The organism is Clostridioides sp. LIBA-6622, assembly GCF_056716095.1.
Map to the genome: position 1 here is coordinate 3235655 of NZ_CP196998.1, position 20298 is coordinate 3255952.

12 protein-coding genes and 1 riboswitch are annotated in these 20298 nt (G+C 30.2%); all 12 genes read right to left on the minus strand.

Annotated elements, in window-relative coordinates:
• Positions 1 to 96: 96 nt before the first annotated feature.
• The gene (locus tag ACTG47_RS15230) at positions 97 to 1695 is read right to left on the minus strand and encodes a cell wall-binding repeat-containing protein (RefSeq protein ID WP_479925168.1); all 1599 of its coding nucleotides are present in this window, start codon (positions 1693 to 1695) and stop codon (positions 97 to 99) included.
• A 217-nt stretch (positions 1696 to 1912) separates the two neighbouring features.
• Positions 1913 to 3514 (minus strand): cell wall-binding repeat-containing protein, encoded by a 1602-nt coding sequence (locus tag ACTG47_RS15235; RefSeq protein WP_479925169.1) that lies wholly within the window; start codon positions 3512 to 3514, stop codon positions 1913 to 1915.
• 368 nt (positions 3515 to 3882) lie between these two features.
• The gene (locus ACTG47_RS15240) at positions 3883 to 5766 is read right to left on the minus strand and encodes a cell wall-binding repeat-containing protein (RefSeq protein ID WP_479925170.1); all 1884 of its coding nucleotides are present in this window, start codon (positions 5764 to 5766) and stop codon (positions 3883 to 3885) included.
• A gap of 211 nt (positions 5767 to 5977) precedes the next feature.
• Positions 5978 to 11905 (minus strand): M60 family metallopeptidase, encoded by a 5928-nt coding sequence (locus ACTG47_RS15245; RefSeq protein ID WP_479925171.1) that lies wholly within the window; start codon positions 11903 to 11905, stop codon positions 5978 to 5980.
• Between the two features lie 121 nt (positions 11906 to 12026).
• A riboswitch (cyclic di-GMP riboswitch) is annotated at positions 12027 to 12112 on the minus strand.
• Between the two features lie 221 nt (positions 12113 to 12333).
• Complete coding sequence (locus ACTG47_RS15250) at positions 12334 to 13737, minus strand: cell wall-binding repeat-containing protein (RefSeq protein ID WP_169464982.1); 1404 nt, start codon at positions 13735 to 13737, stop codon at positions 12334 to 12336.
• A gap of 483 nt (positions 13738 to 14220) precedes the next feature.
• The gene (locus ACTG47_RS15255; RefSeq protein WP_479925172.1) at positions 14221 to 16116 is read right to left on the minus strand and encodes a cell wall-binding repeat-containing protein; all 1896 of its coding nucleotides are present in this window, start codon (positions 16114 to 16116) and stop codon (positions 14221 to 14223) included.
• Between the two features lie 354 nt (positions 16117 to 16470).
• Positions 16471 to 16614 carry a six-cysteine ranthipeptide SCIFF gene (scfA, locus tag ACTG47_RS15260; protein ID WP_009891067.1) on the minus strand — a complete coding sequence of 48 codons (144 nt, stop codon included), beginning with the start codon at positions 16612 to 16614 and terminating at the stop codon, positions 16471 to 16473.
• A 65-nt stretch (positions 16615 to 16679) separates the two neighbouring features.
• Positions 16680 to 17042, minus strand: a complete 363-nt coding sequence (locus tag ACTG47_RS15265; RefSeq protein WP_054271374.1) for a TIGR04086 family membrane protein — start codon at positions 17040 to 17042, stop codon at positions 16680 to 16682.
• A 58-nt stretch (positions 17043 to 17100) separates the two neighbouring features.
• The gene (yajC, locus tag ACTG47_RS15270; protein ID WP_169464986.1) at positions 17101 to 17394 is read right to left on the minus strand and encodes a preprotein translocase subunit YajC; all 294 of its coding nucleotides are present in this window, start codon (positions 17392 to 17394) and stop codon (positions 17101 to 17103) included.
• Positions 17395 to 17526: 132 nt separating this feature from the next.
• On the minus strand, positions 17527 to 18648 hold the full coding sequence (gene tgt, locus ACTG47_RS15275; RefSeq protein ID WP_479925173.1) for a tRNA guanosine(34) transglycosylase Tgt: 1122 nt from the start codon (positions 18646 to 18648) through the stop codon (positions 17527 to 17529).
• Between the two features lie 78 nt (positions 18649 to 18726).
• Positions 18727 to 19212 (minus strand): phosphate-starvation-inducible PsiE family protein, encoded by a 486-nt coding sequence (locus tag ACTG47_RS15280; protein WP_479925174.1) that lies wholly within the window; start codon positions 19210 to 19212, stop codon positions 18727 to 18729.
• A gap of 11 nt (positions 19213 to 19223) precedes the next feature.
• On the minus strand, positions 19224 to 20249 hold the full coding sequence (gene queA / locus ACTG47_RS15285) for a tRNA preQ1(34) S-adenosylmethionine ribosyltransferase-isomerase QueA (RefSeq protein ID WP_479925175.1): 1026 nt from the start codon (positions 20247 to 20249) through the stop codon (positions 19224 to 19226).
• Between the last annotated feature and the right edge of the window lie 49 nt (positions 20250 to 20298).

Below are 20298 nucleotides of genomic sequence, written 5' to 3' on the forward strand. Positions count from 1 at the left end.
TGTAAGAAGTTTTTTCCAACATTTTTATTTCTTTTTTTACATTTTTCTTTCTTTTAAACTCAAAAATATTTTTTAATTTGTTTTTTATTTTTAAAGTCAGCTATTTAAGAATTCCATTGTAGCATTTACTTCTCCACTTGATGATACGTGCATACCAAATCCAAAACTATAAAATTCACTCTTTAATAAATTTTCATTATATTTTGAAGACTTTTTCCACAAATCAAAAATAGACTTTGCTATCTCTTTTGCCTCTTTATCTCCATATATAGATTTAGTGTTCATAGGTAAATATGCAATATTTTCACCACTTCTCATTCCAAAACCAGAAAATACCTCAGCTGCATTTTTTCCATTAATCTCATGAGCAAATATTTCATTTTCATACATATACTTAGACCATGCATTTGCCATTCCAGTCAAAGATTCCAATTCTTTTAAAGTTTTTTTGCCCTTTTCTTTTCTATAAGAATTAATCAGATTGTATATTTCATTAGAAACCATTGACTTAAACTCATAACTATTTGGTTCGTTTGTATTTGTATTTACAATTACTTTGACATTTACACTAATCTCACACTTTTGACCAAAATTATCATAAGCACTTATTTTTAAAACATAAGTTCCTACCTTACTAGTGTCCACATTTCCATCAATACTAGCCTTTAAATCATTTCCATAATAATCAGTAGCAACTATATTCAACATACTATTATCAAACTTATCTCCTACAGAAATCTCAACATTATTAGCAGTTATTGTAGGCAGTGTATTTTTATCAGATGCAGAACTAATACATTGATCAACAACCTTCTTATCAATCCCACCTAAAGAAGTAACTTCATCCGCACCTCTAAGTACACTCTTATCACTTCCATCATTAACAAGCACTATAGGCTTGTCCTTAGCTAATGGAGCGCCAGCCACAGCATCAACTAACTTATACCCTTGAGAAACATAAAACTTCTTTGTTCCCTTATAAAATCGTTGTATAACCTTCTTATTAGTCTCAAATCTATCCTTTCCAGCAATCCTAACAGAATTAGTCTTACTCACAAGTTCATTACTCATTATCTCCTCTGAACCAAGAGAATAACATTGAACACCACTAACATTAAAAGGTATACTCTTTCCATCTGTAAGTATAACAGGCACTCCATCTCTGGCAGCTACAGAAGAAACACTCATTGCATCAGCTTCACCTGTATATCCATTTACAAAAAATACCTTATCTCCATTATTTACTGGTTTAATAGTAGACATCTCCTTCGCTATAAGATAACTAGTCTTTATCCTATCTTCTCCACCAATTCTCTTAACATCAATCCCCTTACTCTTAAGTTGAGTTTCTACAGATTTACCTATAGTATCTTCTGTTCCTATAACATAAGCATTCTTAACATCCTTTAATCTCTTTTCAACATCTGTTGGTATCTTATCTTTTTGTACCAACATTATAGGCGCTTTAGCCACTCCTGATAATCCACTTGCACTTAATCCATCCACTATAGAATTATCAGTATTTACTAATATAACTGTATCATATATTTGTTTGTCAGCTATTAATGCAGAAGTCTCATATCTATCCTTACCTTGTATCTTTTCTATGCCTGAAAATGCATTAATATTTTGTACACCTGCCATCATTAATGTTACTGCCAATCCTATCGATAATATTCTCTTATTTACCTTCATCGAACTCCTCCTACTAATTTTTTATATAATTCAACTCATTATAAATTACATCCTCAGTAGTTATTCCCTCAAAATTTATAAATTTCTAAAATAAAAAACACCTAAAATACCATAATCTATAAAACAATAACAAAACAGATTACAAAAAGTACTTTAGATGTGATTTTCATTTTATAATATCAGTAAATTAACAAAAAAACAAGATTTATGGTATTTTTTACAAGCTACCCTCACTGCCATTTAAAAATTCTTGAGTAGCATGTACTTGACCATCAGACAATACATAAATTCCAAACCCAGTACTGTAAAACTCATTACTAAGCATATTTGCATTGTACTCAGGAGACTTCTTCCACACTTCAAAGATAGTCTTTGCTACATTCTTAGCATCTTGAGTTGTCTGAGTATCCTTAGAGTTGATATAAATATATGCTATATTCTCTTCACTTCTCATTCCAAATTCAGAAAATACTTGTGGAGCATTTTTACCATCTATATAATGTGCAAAAACTTTTTTATTCATCATATACTTAGACCATGCATTTGCCATCCCCTCTAGCTTACTAGACACTGCCAAAGGTTCTTTACCTTTTTCTTTCCTATAAGAATTGATTAAGTTGTACATTTCAGTAGATACCATTTTTTTGAATTCTGGGCTATTGTAATCATAAGATTTATCATCTAAAACTTCTATCTGAACTCTTTTTTCTGTACTTTTACCCCACTCATCTGTAGCTTTTAATGTCAGTATATATATACCTACTCTATTTGTATCTATAAACCCATCAATTTTTATTGGCAATACCTTCCCAGTATTATCTTTAGCAACTATGTTTAACTTACCACTGTCAAACTTTTCACCTTTATATAGCTCTGTTGTCCCTATTGTAATTGTTGGAGATTGTCCATTTGACTTTGAAGCGCTTATACATTGTTCTATCACCTTGTCACTCAATTCTCCTACAGAAGTTATATGATTTGCTCCTTCCAACACAGATTTATTACTACCATCATTTACTAATACTACTGGATATTCTTTAGTCAGGGGTGCAGCTGCTATAGCATCTACTAACTGATATCCATCTGATATATAGAATCCATCTACATTTTTATAAAAGTAGTCTATTACTTCTTTGTTAGTTTCAAATCTGTCAGTTCCTTCTATTCTAACTGAATTTGTGTTTTTTACTAAAGAACTGCTCATTATCTCCTCTGACCCTATACAATAAGACTGAACATTTTTGACATCAAAAGGCACACTCTTTCCATCTGTAAGTATAATTGGAGCTCCATCTCTAGTAGCTACTGATGATACACTCATTGCATCTGCTTCTCCACTATAGGCATTAGTTAATAGTACTTTGTCCACTTTTTTTATAGTTGCTATTTCTTTAGCTATTAGATAACTTGTTTTTAGTCTATCTTCTCCACCAATTCTTTTTACTTCTATATGTTTAGAATCTAGTTCTTTTTCTACTGATTTACTTATAGTATCTTCTGTACCTATTATGTATGCTTTTTTGATATTTTTTAGACATCTATTTGTCTCTGTTGGTATCTTATTTTTTTGTGTAAATAATATTGGTGCTTTTGTTGCACCCGACAATCCACTTGCACTTAATCCATCTGCAAGCGATTTTTCTGTATTTACTAAAATGGCTGTTTCATAAGTTTGTTTATCAGCTATCTTTGCTGCTGTTTCATATCTATCTTTACCATATATTTTTTCTACTACTGATGATGCATTTACACTTTTGAAGTTTACCAAGATTAATGATACTGCTAGACCTAATGATAATATTTTTTTATTCATTTTCATATCCCCCTGATGATTTTTATGTTTTATATTTATATTGTTTTTACTTTATTTTATTATTTTGTTATTTTTTGTATATTATAAAGTATATCTTATGTAAATATATCCCGTCTATATATTAATATTTTATTTAATTAAAAATTTAAAAACTATCTCTAGTTATATTTTTAATATTTATAAAATATTTTTCATTAATAAATATAATCTACACTATTTTATAAGTTGAATTTAATTCTACTTAAATTATGATACATATCTCACTATAATATTATTAAGGTAATATAAATAAAAATAAGAATGTACTTAGACATATGATTTATATCTAAATACATTCTTATTTTAAACTTACTTATTTATATTTACTTTGATATTTATTTTGATTCAATTAAACTCTTAATCTTATCTACTACAGATGAAGCTATTCCTCCACCTATCTCAAATAACTTAGATGAATTTTTATTTTTCAATGAAATTTCTTGTGATTTATCTAACGTATTTGTAGCAAGTACAACTGGCGAATTATTTTTAGCTGCTAATGGTCCAACTGCTAAAGCATCTATAAGCTTATCTTGATTAGCAACTACAACCCCATCGAGTTTAGATTGAGAATAGAATTTATCTATTACCTTAGCATTTGTCTCTTGTCTATTTTGATCTGCTATTCTATTTTTTGATACATCTTTATTCGTTATTTTTCCAACTTGCTCAATAGCCTTGTTAGATATCTTTTCTACTCCACCAACAAAGTATACATTCGATACTTTATTAGATTTGATAAATTGTTGAGCTTCATTGTCTACACCATCTTTTTGTGTGAGTACTATTGGAGTTTTTTCCTTTCCAGCTAATGATGCTATTGATAATGAATCAGCTTCTCCATTTCCTGACCCTATATACAACTTGCTTACATTATTTGTCTTATCAATTTCTTTTGCTATATTAATAGAAGTTTGATATCTTGTATCTCCACCTATTCTTTGTACTGATATCTTTGAATTTACAGACTTAATTGCTTCAACTACTGCATTTGGCATAGAATTATTTCCACCTATTACAATTACTTTTGATGGATTTAATCTTTTTAACTCTTCTATAGTTTTTTGAGGAAGCTTATCATTTGAAGATAAAAGAATTGGTGAGTTTTTTACACTAGCAAGTGGTGTAGCAGTAAGACCATCCACCATACTTCTGTCTTCTCCATTTACTATCACAACTGTATCTGATTTTGTCCAACCACTTTGAGATATTTTAACAGCAGTTTCAAATCTATCTGCACCTTTTAATTTTTTTACTGTAACATTAGAAGTTGAATCACTTGAACTTCCTCCACTAGAACTACCACCTCCAGATGAGCCACCTGAATTATTATTTCCACCATTATTATTGTCATCTGAATTATCTGGTGGTAACTCATCTGGTTTAGCTAGCTCATTATCAACTACATACTCTAAACTTTTTGGAAGGGTAACTTCAACATACTTACTTATTGTAGCCTTTCTTCCTTTACTTGATTTTTGTGATAATCCAAGCTTCAATACTATATTTGAACCACTTTCCTCTGTTTCTTTACTAACAACAGAGTAGTTTATTCTAATATTATTTAATAAGTATTCTAGTGCTTCACTCTTTTCAACCTTATATTTTTCAGGGTCAGTTTTGCTAGTACCACTTCCACCAATTGGTTTTACTTCATTTTCATTAACAAGAGTAAATACTAGGCCTTCACTAGAACTTATACTTTCAAAGTCTACAGACTTATTATTATATGTAACAATTTTTAAAGCTGGTTTAGCATCTGTCCCATTTCCTAATACTTTATACTCAGCATTTGAGTTACTACCAGATTTCTTTACAGAAATCCTTCCTATACTTAATATATCTCCATCTAGTAAATCTTCACTTGATGTAACATATATATCTAATGTAGTTGTATTATTTCCTTTATTATAATCTGCTCTACAAGTTGCATTAGCATTTCCACTTTTTATCTGTTTTGATATATTATCAGACCACTTAATCTTTTGACCTAGTTCATTATCTATTACTTCAACCTCACCTTGCACCTTTATACTAGCTTGAAACGAATACACTATATTCTCTACTGATTCCACAGAAATATCTATAGTATTCACCTTTTCATATGTCTTTGTTCCTTGCAACACTGGAGCAGCATATGCACATGTCGCACTTCCAGTTATAGCTACTGCCATACTCGACACTGCAACAGTTCTTATAAAAGATTTTCCTTTACTCATTAACACCCGTCCTTATCTATCATCAGCTAGATGAATAAAATCCTTTATCCATCTAGCTTCTTATATTTAATTTATAAATTACCCTAAATTTATAGCTACATTATATATACTTTATTTTTGACAAATTGCTTTTTTAAAACTTTTTTAGCCACTACTCACATAAAATGCCACATATCATACTGCTATCTTAGTCTTTTCAGATTTTCACATACTATTTGTCTCTGACAATATTGCTCTTTACTTTATTATTTACAGTAATTACCTTCTTATCACTTACATCAATAGTACTTCTTGTAGCCTTTCTAGCTTTACTATTACTATCAGTAAGACTTATCGTCTTTAACTCATCATAAGTTTTAGCTCCCACAGGTACATACATTGTATCACTTACAAATCTTTGACCTACTGGAGTATCTCCTTGAAGGTCATTGTATCTATAAAGTTCTGCCTTAATCTTATCACTTAAAGAGTCAAAATCTTCTTTTGGCATATAATAAACCCATGTGCCTTTGCTTATCTCACCTAATTGTCCATTTTTTGGCACATCTGCAAATAAAAGAGCTTCTCCAGAGATAGTTTTATTGTTTTTATCTATAAGTAATGGTAAATTAAATGCTGGATTTCCACTATATTCCCCTGTAATTACTATTGAACCTGCTGGAATCTTGGCTGTTTCATCTTCACTTGTATTAGGGTCATCACTTTGATAGATATAATCCTCTGCTAACTTTCCAATTCCATTAGTACGAGTTTGGTCTACACTATTCACTGTTCCAATCTCTATATTATCACCTGGAGGTCCTATTACATCAAGCTCTGCAACTTCTATATTAGACTTATTGTTAGATATTAATTTTACATATCTAGCCTGATAAGTCCAAAGATTACCATCTTTATTAAATGTAACTCTAGCTTCATTATCTTGGTCTTTTCCTCCACCAACTAAGTCTTGTCCATATTCAAAAGTTCCTTGACTCACATCTTCCCAAGTTTTTTTATCATTACTTACTTGTATCTTGTAAGTAGTCAATGGACTGTATGTTGTGCTAGTATCCTTTCTAAGGTTAAATAGTCCTTTTAGTGAGAACTTTCTAGCTTCTGTCTTTGGTTTTGTATACTTTAATCCAACTATAGGTAATGTCTCTTTCATATCTACTATTATATATGGATTTTCTTCTACATTTATATCTGGGTCTTTTTGTGGGTCTTTGTTCCATTCAGCTTTACTAATTCTCTTTCCTTTATAAGTAGTGCTTGCATCATTATCCTTTATATTATCAATTTCAGGATTTTGTAGTGGTCCATGTGAGTCATTTTCAGTTCTAATGTCACCATCAGAAATAGTGTTTGTTATAAATGACCATGCTGACTTATTAATTTTTCCTTCATCTGATAATTTTACAGTACCAACTTCAAACTCGTCTGTTGGATTTAAGTGATAGTCATATGCAACTACTTTATATGTAAATGCTCTGTTATTAAGAGGAGATATATTGTCAATAAATTGAGCTTTACTATTTCCTTTTGCATCCACAAAACCTACTGTTCTATATTTTACTTGAGTTCCATTTTCTCCATCTAAATAGTTTCCATCACTTCTTATTATTTCATATCCCAATATCTTATCTTTATCTTTATCAACATCTAAATCTATAGCTATCTTATTAGATTTAACTAAAGAGCCACTTTGCACTCCATCAGCAAAACTAGCATTTACCTTAGTATCTTCTGCCATGTTAGATATGTTTTCGTTTAAAATCTTTCTTCTAGCCCCATCATTTACATACTGTATCTTTCTAGTCTCTTTTTCGAACTTCTTACCATCCATTATACTGTTTAGCTCTGGTGTAATCTCTACTCCCCATGCCTTAAAGTAATCTCTTAAATCTTTTTCAACAACACTTGATGCCATAGCAACTAGCATTTGGTCTTTTGGCAAGTTATTTATTGGGTCATCACTTGAAAGTGCTCTGTATTTTCTAGAAATTTTAGCATAGAATGAATCATTACCTAAATCAGCATCTGAATTATTCTTTAACATTGAACCAGTGAAATCATCATCATATGCTAAATGTAATTGCCATAACATTCCAAGTCTTTCAAATACGTTACTTGGTATTCCCAAACTATTTGAAGTAACATGTTCATATATCTTATCCATTGTAGAACCTTCAAGTCTTGAATGTGTCTCATCATCAAATGTCTGAGCAAGTAGTGCAAGTACATTGTTACTAGTCTCACTATATGTCATCTTACCTATATCTGTAACATGCCCTATCTCATGACCTATTCCCCATCCAAATAAACTTCCTCCACTAGCTTTTCCATTAGCATCTATTTGGAAAGGTACTCCATTCATAAGCCCTGGCACTGAACCGTATTCCACTCCTACATGTAGACCAGAAGCATACATAAATGCTCCAATAAACATTCTTTGATATTTTATGTTCATACGAGACTTTGGAGCCATATCATTTTTAGTTATATTAAACTCATTATCGTCTATAGTTCCATTACCATCTAAATCTTGTGTCTTAAATACTCCTCTTTCAGAGTATATTAAATCCATAATTTGTTCCCATGCAAGCATGCTATTATATAGTCTATCTACTTGTGTGTTTAAATCAGAATTTCCTTTTGATATTCCTTGATATACAGCTGTTGCTGGAACATTTAATGTCACTTTGTCACTTTCAATATCAGTAGTGTTTAGTACACCTGTTGTTTCTGAATATCCATATGAATTACCAATATTCGTTCCTGGATAGTATGGTTCTCCTTTTATATCATCCTTATATTTAGCTAATTCTTCTATATAAGTTTTTATTTTTTCTTTAGACTTAGAAACTCCCTCAGGGCTATTGTCATTTATCATTCCATTTAAGTTAAGGTGTGGTATCTTAGTAGCTCCTGCTACACGCACTTTTATATCTCCACCACTTGGAGTATCATAAGGGTATCTTATATATAAGCTTCCTCCACGTTCTGCATCTAAGCTGTGAAGCTTACTCAACTGAATTACATTTTTACCAGTGTTAAGGTTTATTTCTCCACTCTTATATGCTCCAGACTCTCCATAGTATTGTGTATATATTAACTTAGGAGTCTTACCACTTTTACTTCCAACATATATCGTAATTTCATCTCCAGCTCTAGCAGCTACTCCCAATGCCTGCCAGTCATTTCCCATACCTAAGTTATTCGACTTAACAGTATAGTTTCCACTCTTATCTTTATATTTTCCTGATACATTTATATCTTGATTAACAGTAGTCACATCAGTAAGTGTTGCTCTATCATTATATAAGTCTTGAGCTAATTTTAATTCTCTTTCTATAACCGTCTTATATGGATGATATTCTCCACTTGCTGTATCTGGAGTATTAAGTCTATCTTTTAGTTCTGTTATTTTTTCTTGAGTTATACCTTTTTTTAATTCAACTTGTAAATCGTCTGTAAATAAGTCTCTTACCTCTTTTTCTATACTGTCATACTCATAGAATTTAAGCTCTGATATATTAGATTTATATGAATAAGAAGAACAAACACTAACTTGTATCTTAGTCGCATTTATTGGTTCTTTTAATCTAACCATCACGTATTTATTATTATTTACAGGGTCTGTCTTTGTTTCAAAAGGTACATCGCCTAAATTATGTAATTGACCATTTTCATCCCAATAGCGTATCTCAAAGTCATTTATTGTCTTATCAGAAACATCAAATCTAGGTGTAGCCATAAAAGTATCCATAGTATATGCTTTATCAAAAGTTATGATTGGACCTCTATTTGTTCCCTCAGCAGCATTATATTCTGGAAAAGTCCAATGTGTTGTAAAATCTCCATCTACTATATTAAATTTATCAAATGGATTTTTATCACTATATTCACTTTTATCATGTCCAGCTGGATAAGTTACATCTACTATATGATTAGTTGGTATTCCAAATCCAGCATCAGACTTAGGAGTGTTAATCAGTCTATAGTTAGGTGTTGTTGGTGCATCTACACTTTCAGTTGTACCTAGATATATTTTAGACATTCCACTAGTTCCCAAGTGGTTAGTAGCTGTCATTCTAACTTCATATGTTGTATTATCCTTAAGCCCTTCTATTTTTGAACTTGTTCCACGAATAAGTTTATCGTTGTATTTTATCCAAGAACCATTAGAACCTTTTTCTCTGTAATATAAGTCAAAATCTTTAGCTTGTTTATGATTTTTCCAACTTACATCAAGAGCTTTAAATCTTCCTTTAATACTTATGCCTTCTGGTGGCTCTGGTTTTGTATCTGGAACAACTTGAAATTCTAATATACTATCTGGGCTAAATTGTATTGGCTTATAGTTTGAGTCTACATTTTCTGGTACTCCATCTAAATTCTCTGATGTTGCATCTTTATATCCACTAGACCAATCACCATTTAATGACTGTATACTAACTCTATATAGACCATACGCATCTATATCTCTAACCTCTATAGAATTTTTGCTAGTTTGTAATTTTTTAGTTGATAATACTTTTCCTTTGCTATCAATTGTATCTAATATAAGTTCATATGCAGATACATTCACTTCATTGTTCCAATAAAAAGATACCTTTTCATTTCCAACAGCAGTACTAGTCGCTATTTTATTAATTTTAGGTATATTCATATCTGGCTTTGGTATTTCTTTATAAACATTATTTAAAAACTCAACTTTAGATATTTCTGCAAGATTTCTATCATTAGCAGTTGTAGCTGTTATTTTTATAGTTATCTTTTTCACTGCTACTTGTTTACCAAGATTTATCACTATATCGCTATTTTGAACATCTGCATATGTTTCTAAAGCTGACCTACTATATGTAGATGTCGTAGAGTTGTCATCTTTACTAATATTATTATCTTCTTTTGGTGTATCTTTGTCTAAATCAGATTTATCAGTTGATGAGCTTTCTTTATCATTACTTTCCTTATTATTGTTTTCTTGCTCATTTGTATTAGAATTTGATTCTTCTTTATCATTTTTTTCTTCTTGAGTATTATCTGAGTTATTATCAGATTGCTCTGTATTTTCTTCTTTATTATTTACTTCTTCTTGCTGTTCTTCTTTTAAAGTTTTTACATACTCTTTATTTTCATAAGGAATCTCTTGAACATTACCATCTTTATCTGTAACCTCAACTATTCCTTTTGCTGGAGCACTCCCTTCAGGAGCTTTAATATTTATAACTTCCATATCAAGTGCTTCTGATAACGCTATATCCATCACTGCCGGTTTTTCTTCTGATATTTTATCCCCTTTATTTGCTGGAGATATTGTAACTCCACTACTTTCTCCACTAAACAAATCTTCTACAGTACCCTGAATATTTGTATCACTATTTTCTTCTAATGTTACTTTACTTGTATCTACTATAGGATTGGTAGGTACTATACTTTCCAGACTATTTGCATTTTCATTTTGCCCTAGATTTTTATGTACATAGTCTAGGTCAGCAATATCTACCTTTCCATCTCTATTTAAATCATATTCTTTTTTATTTGAATCTATATTTTCTAAAACTTCATTATAATCATTTTTATCTACTTTTCCGTCTCCATTTACATCTCCCATTAAGAATAGTTCATAGTTTAAAGGTTTATTTTTATTATCTACACTTGCTCTATTACTTAATAAAACCCTTTGAGAATAACTTGATATATCAATATCTTTAACTTCTTTACTCTTAAATCCACTTCCAGAGACTTCTACCTTGTATTTTCCAACAGGTAAATTACTGAACATAATATTATAATATGATATATTTTCATCTTTATCTTTTACTTCACTTCTATTGGCAGATAATTTTTTGATAGTATAGCCTATAGAATCTGTTCCTATATTTATACTTCCTGAATTTTTACCTCCAAGTTTTATTATCCCACTATTGTTACTACTATCTTTTAATTGTAGTTGTATATCAGTTATACTTTCTGATTCATTATTTTTGATTGGAAGTGAAAAATTTAAATCCACTTCTAAATTTCCCTTTAGCTTTTCTGTAACTGATTTTTCAACTGACCTTAGTTTCCCCTCTAATATAGGCTCTGCAAAAACATTCAATGGTGCACTACACATAGATACTGCTAGTACACAAGATATTGCCTTTTTCATGAAATAACAATCCTCCCTCAATAAATCTTTAATTTTCCATGAATTTAAATGCTATAGTTTCAGACAATAAAAAAAGACACTCAAAGAGAATCTTTATTATAAATAAAAAGAACTTGCTCTTTTTAGCAACTGGCTGATATGGCTTTGTAAGCTTTAATCCCTATAGTTTTGCGTCATTAGATTTCCCTAATTTTGCCATTTAATTTTCAATGCTTTTATACCCATTTTATACTATATTTAAACTTTTTAGTACAAATTTTTTATATTAAAATACAAAAAAAGAATATTTATATTATTATGTTAATATAAATATTCTTTATCATTATAAATACATTACTTAGATGTTATTTTCTAATTATTATCTTATTACATATTTCCATCACTTATATATACTATCATTATCAAAATATCTAACTCTCGATAAATACTTATTCTTTATATCTTCCATAAAACTCATGTGTTGCATATATCGTCTTATCACCTGTCATAGTTAACCCAAATCCCATTATCTCATATCCTTTATGTAACATATTTGTACCTTCCTCAGGATTGGTCTTCCACTCATTAAAAATAAAGTTTCCTATATCATCTGCATCCCTATTTGTATATACAGGTTTGTCTGGGATTTTATACTTAATTATATTTTCCCCTTGAACAGAAATGTACCCAGACTTAATCTCACTCCAATCTAAGTATTTCAAAAAAGTAGAATACGAATTTTTACCATTTATAGTATGAGATAAAGTCTTTTTATTTGCCATTAAATTAGACCAGTCATTTGCTAGACCTTCTAATCTACTTGCTACAGATAACTCTCTTACACCATTTTCTTTTCTGTATTGTTTTGTAAGAGCATATATTTTTCCCTTTATCCTATCCTTAAATACCTTATCATTTGGATTATAGTACAATCCTTGTTGATTTGGTGAGGCTTGATTTATACATTGCTTGATTACATTTTGATTTATTCCTCCTAGTACAGTCAATTTATCTGCACCACTTAAAATACTCTTATTGCTACCATTTTCAACTAAAACCACAGGTGCATTTTTTGCTATTGTAGAAGCTACCAATGCATCAGTTAGTTGCATACCTTTACTTAAATAAAATTCTTTACTGTCTTTATAAAATTCTTGTATAACTCTTTTATTTGTGTCAAATCTATCTGTTCCACCCAATCTAACAGAATTTGTACTCTTAACCAGTTCATCACTTATTATCTCGCTAGAACCAAGTGCATAACTCTTTAATCCTGTTGTATCAAATCCTACACTGCTTCCATCTGTAAGTATTATAGGTACTCCATCTCTTGCTGCTACTGGCGATGCACTTATTGCATCTGCTTCTCCTGTGATTCCATTAGCTATAATTACCTTATCGATTGGTTTAATTTCTTTGATTTTCTCAGCTATCTTCACACTCGTATCAAATCTATTTTCACCAAATATTCTCTCTACAACCTTATTTTTAGATATCAATTGATTTTCTATACCTTTACTTATAGTCGATTCTGAACCTATTATATATACATTCTTTGCTTTATTTAATCTTTCCATTGTAGTATTTGGGATTTGATTTTGTTTTGTCATTAAAATAGGCGCGTTTAATGCTCCTGCTAAACCACTTGCACTCAAGCCATCTGCCAGGCTATTATCCGAATTGATTAGTATTGCTGTATTATAGTTTTGTTTGTCTGCTATTTTTGCTGCGGTCTCATATCTGTCAGTTCCTTTTATTTGTTCAACTGATGTGAGCGCATTTACTCTAGGAGTATTTACCATTACTAAAAATAGTGTAAGTCCTATAGCAAATATCTTTCTACTATTCTTCATATTTTTTACCCCCAATATTAATTTTTATAATTTTGTTATATTGATTTTACTTAGACTTAATAAAAAGTTACAATTTTGTTACCATATTTTATATATGATACCATAGTTATCCATTTAACTCAAACAATATAGTTAAAGTTTTTATTATTCATAAATTCAAAACATTATAACTTATTTTCTTTAATTAAGTAATAGTCTCGAAAGTTTTATTAAGTTATACACTCAAAATAATACAGTTTAATAAGCATGTATTTTCTATAAACTGTCTTCTATATAAAGTTTTTAAAATCGATATTTTAAGATACAGTGACTACAAGATATAATAATCAAAAAACAATAAAAAGATGGCATCTTAACTTATTTTAAGATACCATCTTTTCATTGTTTCTATTTTAATTGTTTATACTTATTTATTATCTATATTATATCTTACTTAGCTAAACATTATCTAAATAAACTTACAAATTTAAATTTTATATACTATTAGTTTCTAGTAAATAAGTTTATTTTCTCTGCTATTTTCTCAATAGCATTTTTAGCTATTCCTTCACCTATTTGTACTAACTTAGTAGTATTCTTAAGTCTTAATTCAACTACTTCTTCTTGTGACTTAGAAAGTTCTTCTGTAGTTAATATTATTGGTGCTTTTGCACTAGCTGCAAGTGGTGCTGCTGTAAGTGCATCAACTAATTGTCCATTTCCACCTACATAACCATCTTTTGCAACATATGCTTTAGTTGCTCCTGCATAATACTTGTTGATTACTTTAGCATTAGTGTCTTTTCTGTTTTCTCCTGCTAATCTTTCAACTTTATTATTTAAATCTATCTCAACTAATTTGTTTTCAACATCTTTTGATACAGAGTTCTCTCCGCCAACTATTTCTAATTCTTTTCCATTTAATAACTTCTCAGCTTTAGTATCCAATTCGTTACCTGTAACTATTATTGGAGCACCAAATTGAGCAGCTCTAGCAGATATACTCATAGCATCTGCTTCTCCATTTCCACCTACTACGAAAGCAGTTTTAAATGTATCTTTTAATTGTTTTGCTATTTCTAAAGAAGTCTCAAATCTATCTTCTCCAGAAACTCTTTCAACTTTACTTACACCTAACTTAGCAAGTTTTTCTTCAGTTTCTTTTGATATTTTAGATTCTCCACCTACTATATATATTTTCTTAGAAGATAAGTTGCTTCCAAGTACTCTTAATATCTCTGCTTCTATTTCTGATGGTAATGAATCTTTCTTTGATAATAGTATTGGTGCATTTTTTTGAGATGCAAGTGGTGCTGATGCCAATCCATCAACTATAGCATCTTCTCCAACTAAGACTATTGATTCTGCTGCTCCATCATTGAATCTCTCTTTGCTAACCTCTACTGCTGTTGTAAATCTTGAATCTCCAGATAAAACTTCTACTTTTAATTCTTTTCCATCTTTAACATCAGTTAATACTTTGTGTAAGTCTCTTACTAACTTATGGTTTTTACTTGATATGCTTATCGTTTCTGGTTTTTCATTTGTCTTACTTAAAACCATATCAAAGCTTGATTTTTCTGGCTTATCTTTATCATCACTATCTTCTTGCTCTTGAGTAAGTATAGCTACATTTTCAAATGTTAAAGAATATCCATTTTTAACTTTATTAACTATTTGTCTTCCTGATGTAGTTAATCTAACTCCATCAAATAAATCTTCTGCTGATACATCTTGTAAATCTGCATTTTTAACTGTTATTGTATGTAATTCTTTTGATTCTATATCACTATATTTCTTTTCATAGCCTTCAAAAGTACTTTCTTCTGATATTATTTGTTTTGAGAAATCTAAATGTTGGTCTCCTACATTTATAGTAATAACATTTTTTGAATCTTTTGCTCTTTTTACTTCAACTGAGCTTGTAGATTTTATTGTTGCTGTTAATTTGCTCTCAGAATCTTCTGCTAATGTTGTATTGAAAGCATTAACTGCATCTACTATTTCTTGAGCTGTTTTGTAGTTTTCGATTTTATAATCAACTACTTTTCCACCTAAAGTTTGATGACCTTTGTCTTGTATAGTAACTTTTAAACTTTGGCCTTCTGCTAATGTGTTTATTTTGTTTTGTAATTGAGTTGCATTAGTTAAATTTACATTGTCTACTTTTATATCGTAAACTCTATCATTTACATTTGCTCCTGCTTTTGTCTCTTCAAACTTAATTTCTAATGCTTTTCTAACTTCTTCAATTAGTTTAGTAGAATCTTTTGCACTTACTGTGTAACTTTTATCAACATTTTCTGACACAGTGTTATCTGCGAATATTGGTGCTGCTGCACTCATAACTGTGGCTCCTGCCATTACTATTGCCATACTTCTCTTTTTGTTGCTCAACATATTTATGTCCTCCGAATATTGTTTTTTAATTTTTTTATATTCGTATTTCCCACATATAAATAATATTATATATAATATTATTTTTCAATATATTTTATGTGTTTACATAATTTACTAATGCAAAGTTTAAAAATATACGTATAAAAATTTACATTTTGAACACACTATCATACTAATTTTTGCTAATTAATCCTTTACATTTAAATTAAATATACACACTAATTTAATACTATTTTACAAAGTTTAATGCTACTATTTATCACAAGAAGCATTGTAAAACAAAAGAGGATACCTCATAATGATAATAGAATCATTTTAAAGTACCCTCTTAAAAATAACTAAGTCAATAATTTTCTATCTTTCACACTCTTGATTTGCAACTGTACAAGAAGTTTTACAAGCTGATTGACAAGAAGTTTGACACTCTCCACATCCACCTTTTGCAGCACTTTGCTTTAAAGTAGCTTGAGATAAAGTTTTTACATGTTTATTTTCCATTTTCAACGCCTCCATTTCTAATTGTTTCCTATTGATTATATCATAAAACTACTCTAATATAAACTCTATTTAAAGTTGACACCCAGTACGCCTCCAATGCCTCCTGCTGCTGATATTAACAGTAACTTATAAATCATTCCTACTTCAAACACAAACTTTTCTTGTGCTAAAAACACAGTTAAAAAAATACATACTATGTACAAAAGTCCAACTAAAAGTCCATATATAAGACCTTTTTCTTTCATGTGTTTTGAAGTATAAAAACCACCTATAGCTGCAGAAATGGTAGTTATAAATGATGAAACCATGGTTATATTATCCCCACCAATATCTGTAAATGTCAAAAATAAGTTATACACTAATAAAACAGCCAAAGTTATTATATACGCATACCCTAGACCTTTAAAAATATAATTAGATTTTCCCATAAAAAAAACCTCCTCTCAAATTAATATATATTCGAGAAAAGGCTTTTAAATTACTAATTTACTCTTCTTCTATTTCTTCTTTTTTAGATTTAACTGTACCTATAGCCCATTTTTCAAATGGAACTTTAGTTCTATTTGGTCCTAACTCTAGTATTACAACATCATCTTCAACTTTAGCTACACTAGCTACTATTCCACCTATTGTAACAACTTTGTCTCCTACACTTAGGCTACCTCTCATATCTTTTAATTGCTTGTCTTTTTTCTTTTGAGGTCTAATCATTAGGAAATAAAAGATTGCTATTACTACTACCCATAGACCTACACTCATCATTATTTGTTGCTGTGGCATTAATTTTTCACTCCTTCATAAATTATACTCTTTTGTAAAATATAGTAAATATCTATGTAAGAATTTACTTTTCTAGTTTTGAGTACTATTGAATATTATATATTAAAATGATTATAATTAATAGTCCAAACTCTATATTTCATAGCCATATTTTGCAAAAAATTCATTTCTAAAATCCAATAATCTATCTTCCATTATCGCTTGTCTTATTTGCTTCATTAAATTTAGTAAAAAATGAAGGTTATGAGTAGTTATCAATCTAGCACCTAATATTTCATTTGCTTTTATAAGATGTCTTATATAAGCTCTTGAATAGTTTTTACAAGCGTAACAATCACATTCAGGGTCAAGTGGAGTAAAATCTTCAGCATAAGTTGCATTTCTAACTACTACTTTACCTTGACTAGTCATTGCAGTCCCATTCCTAGCTATACGAGTAGGTAAAACACAATCAAACATATCTATACCCCTTATAACACCTTCCACTAAATCATCTGGGCTACCAACTCCCATCAAATATCTTGGTTTGTCTTTTGGCATAAATGGAGTTGTATGTTCTAGTACATCATACATAAGTGGCTTTGGCTCTCCAACACTAAGTCCACCAACAGCATATCCTGGTAAATCAATACTAGTTATCTCTTTTGCTGATTGTTCTCTTAAATCTTTATACATTCCACCTTGTATTATACCAAATAAAGCTTGCTTGTTTGTATTATTATGGGCATCTTTACATCTTTTTAACCATCTTGTTGTTCTTTCTAACGAATTTTTTACATATTCTCTATCTGCTGGGTATGGCGCACACTCATCAAAGGCCATCATTATATCTGACCCCAACGCATTTTGTATTTCCATAGCTTTTTCTGGAGTTAGAAAATGTTTTGAGCCATCTAAATGTGACCTAAATTCTACACCTTCTTCTTTTATCTTTCTTAAAGGCCCTAAGCTAAACACTTGGAACCCCCCACTATCTGTAAGTATTGGCTTATCCCAGTTCATAAACTTATGAAGTCCACCTGCTCTTTTTATAAGCTCATGACCTGGTCTCATATATAAATGGTATGTGTTGCTAAGTATTATTTGTGAGCCAATCTCTTTTAGTTCTTCTGGTGTCATAGATTTGACAGTTGCTTGAGTTCCAACTGGCATAAATATTGGCGTTTCTATTATCCCATGTGGAGTGTGTAATCTTCCTAACCTTGCACCACTCTGTTTGCAAGTTTTTATCAATTCGTATCTTACTGCGTACATAAAGTTCTCCTTAGTAATATTTATTTCTCATTATTTTTTAATATATCCTTATAATAATCTATTTATCTAGTACATTTTCTAAATAGATTTATCTTTATCGTCTTTATCCTGTTGTTCTTTAATTGCTTCTTCATCATGTATACTCGTTATATTAAGAGCACTCTTGTCTTTTGTTACTAAAAACTTTTTTATGGCAAAAAGTCCTGCAATAGCTATAACACCTATTAAAACATCTATCATTCCTTCATTTTTAGGAAGTAACAACATTTTTCTAGCTATAGCATAAAGTAGCGCCTCAATAAATGCTCCTGGTATATGAAGTGATAGCATTACTACAAGTTCAACACCTATCACTAGAAGTAATATTTGTGCTAAGAAGTCGTTAAGCTGACTATATTGTACTGGATTTTGAAAGTCAACTATATATGCTCCCCACATAAGTCTTAACACATCTATAGTCCCTAGAAATACAGCTATTAGAACCACCACTGCTAACACACGTTCAAATATAAAAGCAATCTTTAATATAGGGTTATTCTTTTTTTGTTTTTGTAAACTATGCATCAATTACCTCCCTACTTTATAATCATAGCATCTCCAAAACTGAAGAATCTATATCTTTCTTTTACTGCCTCATTATATGCATTTAAAACATTATCTTTTCCACAAATAGCACTTACTAGCATTATTAATGTAGATTCTGGCAAATGAAAATTAGTAATAAGCTTATCTAGAACTTTAAACTTATAACCTGGATATATAAATATCTCTGTCCATCCACTAGTTTCTTCCATCTTTCCATCTTCATTACAGGCTGACTCTATAGTTCTGCAGCTAGTAGTTCCAACACATATTATATTATTTCCATTTTCTTTTGCTCTATTTATTTTGTCAGCTGCTTCCTGACTAACCATATAATATTCTGAATGCATCTTATGATTTAAAACATCATCTACTTTTACTGGTCTAAAAGTACCTAAACCAACATGTAAAGTTACAAAGGCTATATCCACACCTTTTTCTTTTATTTTGTTTAATAGTTCTTCTGTAAAGTGTAATCCTGCTGTAGGTGCTGCTGCTGAACCATTATGTTTTGAATAAACAGTTTGATATCTCTCTTTTTCATCCAATCTAGCAGTGATATATGGAGGTAGTGGCATGTTTCCAAGTTCATCCAAGATTTCTTCAAAAATCCCATCATAATGGAACTTTATAATTCTTGAGCCTTCATCTGATAAATCCACAACTTCTCCAATTAACTTTCCATTTCCAAAAGAAAACTTAGTACCTACTTTTGCTCTTTTCCCTGGTTTTACTAGAGCTTGCCAAGTATCTTCCTCAGTTCTTTTTAATAATAGAAACTCAATTTTTCCTCCAGTTTCAAGCTTCTCACCTATCAATCTAGCTGGTATAACTCTAGTATTATTTAAGACTAAACAATCCCCTGGATTTAAATATTCTATTACATCTCTAAAGACTTTATGCTCAATATCTCCTGTCTCTTTATCCAGTACCATCAATCTTGAACTAGCTCTATCTTCTATAGGAACTTGAGCTATAAGTTCCTGTGGTAAGTCAAATTTAAAATCACTTGTTTTCAATGTTAAACTTCCTCTCTTAAAATTTCTCTAGCTACAATAATATCAAAAA

What these genes read in the sequence shown, in the direction of transcription:
- ACTG47_RS15230 (WP_479925168.1), bottom strand. Translation starts at nt 1,695, where the DNA reads ATGAAGGTAAATAAGAGAATATTATCGATAGGATTGGCAGTAACATTA.
- ACTG47_RS15235 (WP_479925169.1), bottom strand. Translation starts at nt 3,514, where the DNA reads ATGAAAATGAATAAAAAAATATTATCATTAGGTCTAGCAGTATCATTA.
- ACTG47_RS15240 (WP_479925170.1), bottom strand. Translation starts at nt 5,766, where the DNA reads ATGAGTAAAGGAAAATCTTTTATAAGAACTGTTGCAGTGTCGAGTATG.
- ACTG47_RS15245 (WP_479925171.1), bottom strand. Translation starts at nt 11,905, where the DNA reads ATGAAAAAGGCAATATCTTGTGTACTAGCAGTATCTATGTGTAGTGCA.
- ACTG47_RS15250 (WP_169464982.1), bottom strand. Translation starts at nt 13,737, where the DNA reads ATGAAGAATAGTAGAAAGATATTTGCTATAGGACTTACACTATTTTTA.
- ACTG47_RS15255 (WP_479925172.1), bottom strand. Translation starts at nt 16,116, where the DNA reads ATGTTGAGCAACAAAAAGAGAAGTATGGCAATAGTAATGGCAGGAGCC.
- scfA (WP_009891067.1), bottom strand. Translation starts at nt 16,614, where the DNA reads ATGGAAAATAAACATGTAAAAACTTTATCTCAAGCTACTTTAAAGCAA.
- ACTG47_RS15265 (WP_054271374.1), bottom strand. Translation starts at nt 17,042, where the DNA reads ATGGGAAAATCTAATTATATTTTTAAAGGTCTAGGGTATGCGTATATA.
- yajC (WP_169464986.1), bottom strand. Translation starts at nt 17,394, where the DNA reads ATGCCACAGCAACAAATAATGATGAGTGTAGGTCTATGGGTAGTAGTA.
- tgt (WP_479925173.1), bottom strand. Translation starts at nt 18,648, where the DNA reads ATGTACGCAGTAAGATACGAATTGATAAAAACTTGCAAACAGAGTGGT.
- ACTG47_RS15280 (WP_479925174.1), bottom strand. Translation starts at nt 19,212, where the DNA reads ATGCATAGTTTACAAAAACAAAAAAAGAATAACCCTATATTAAAGATT.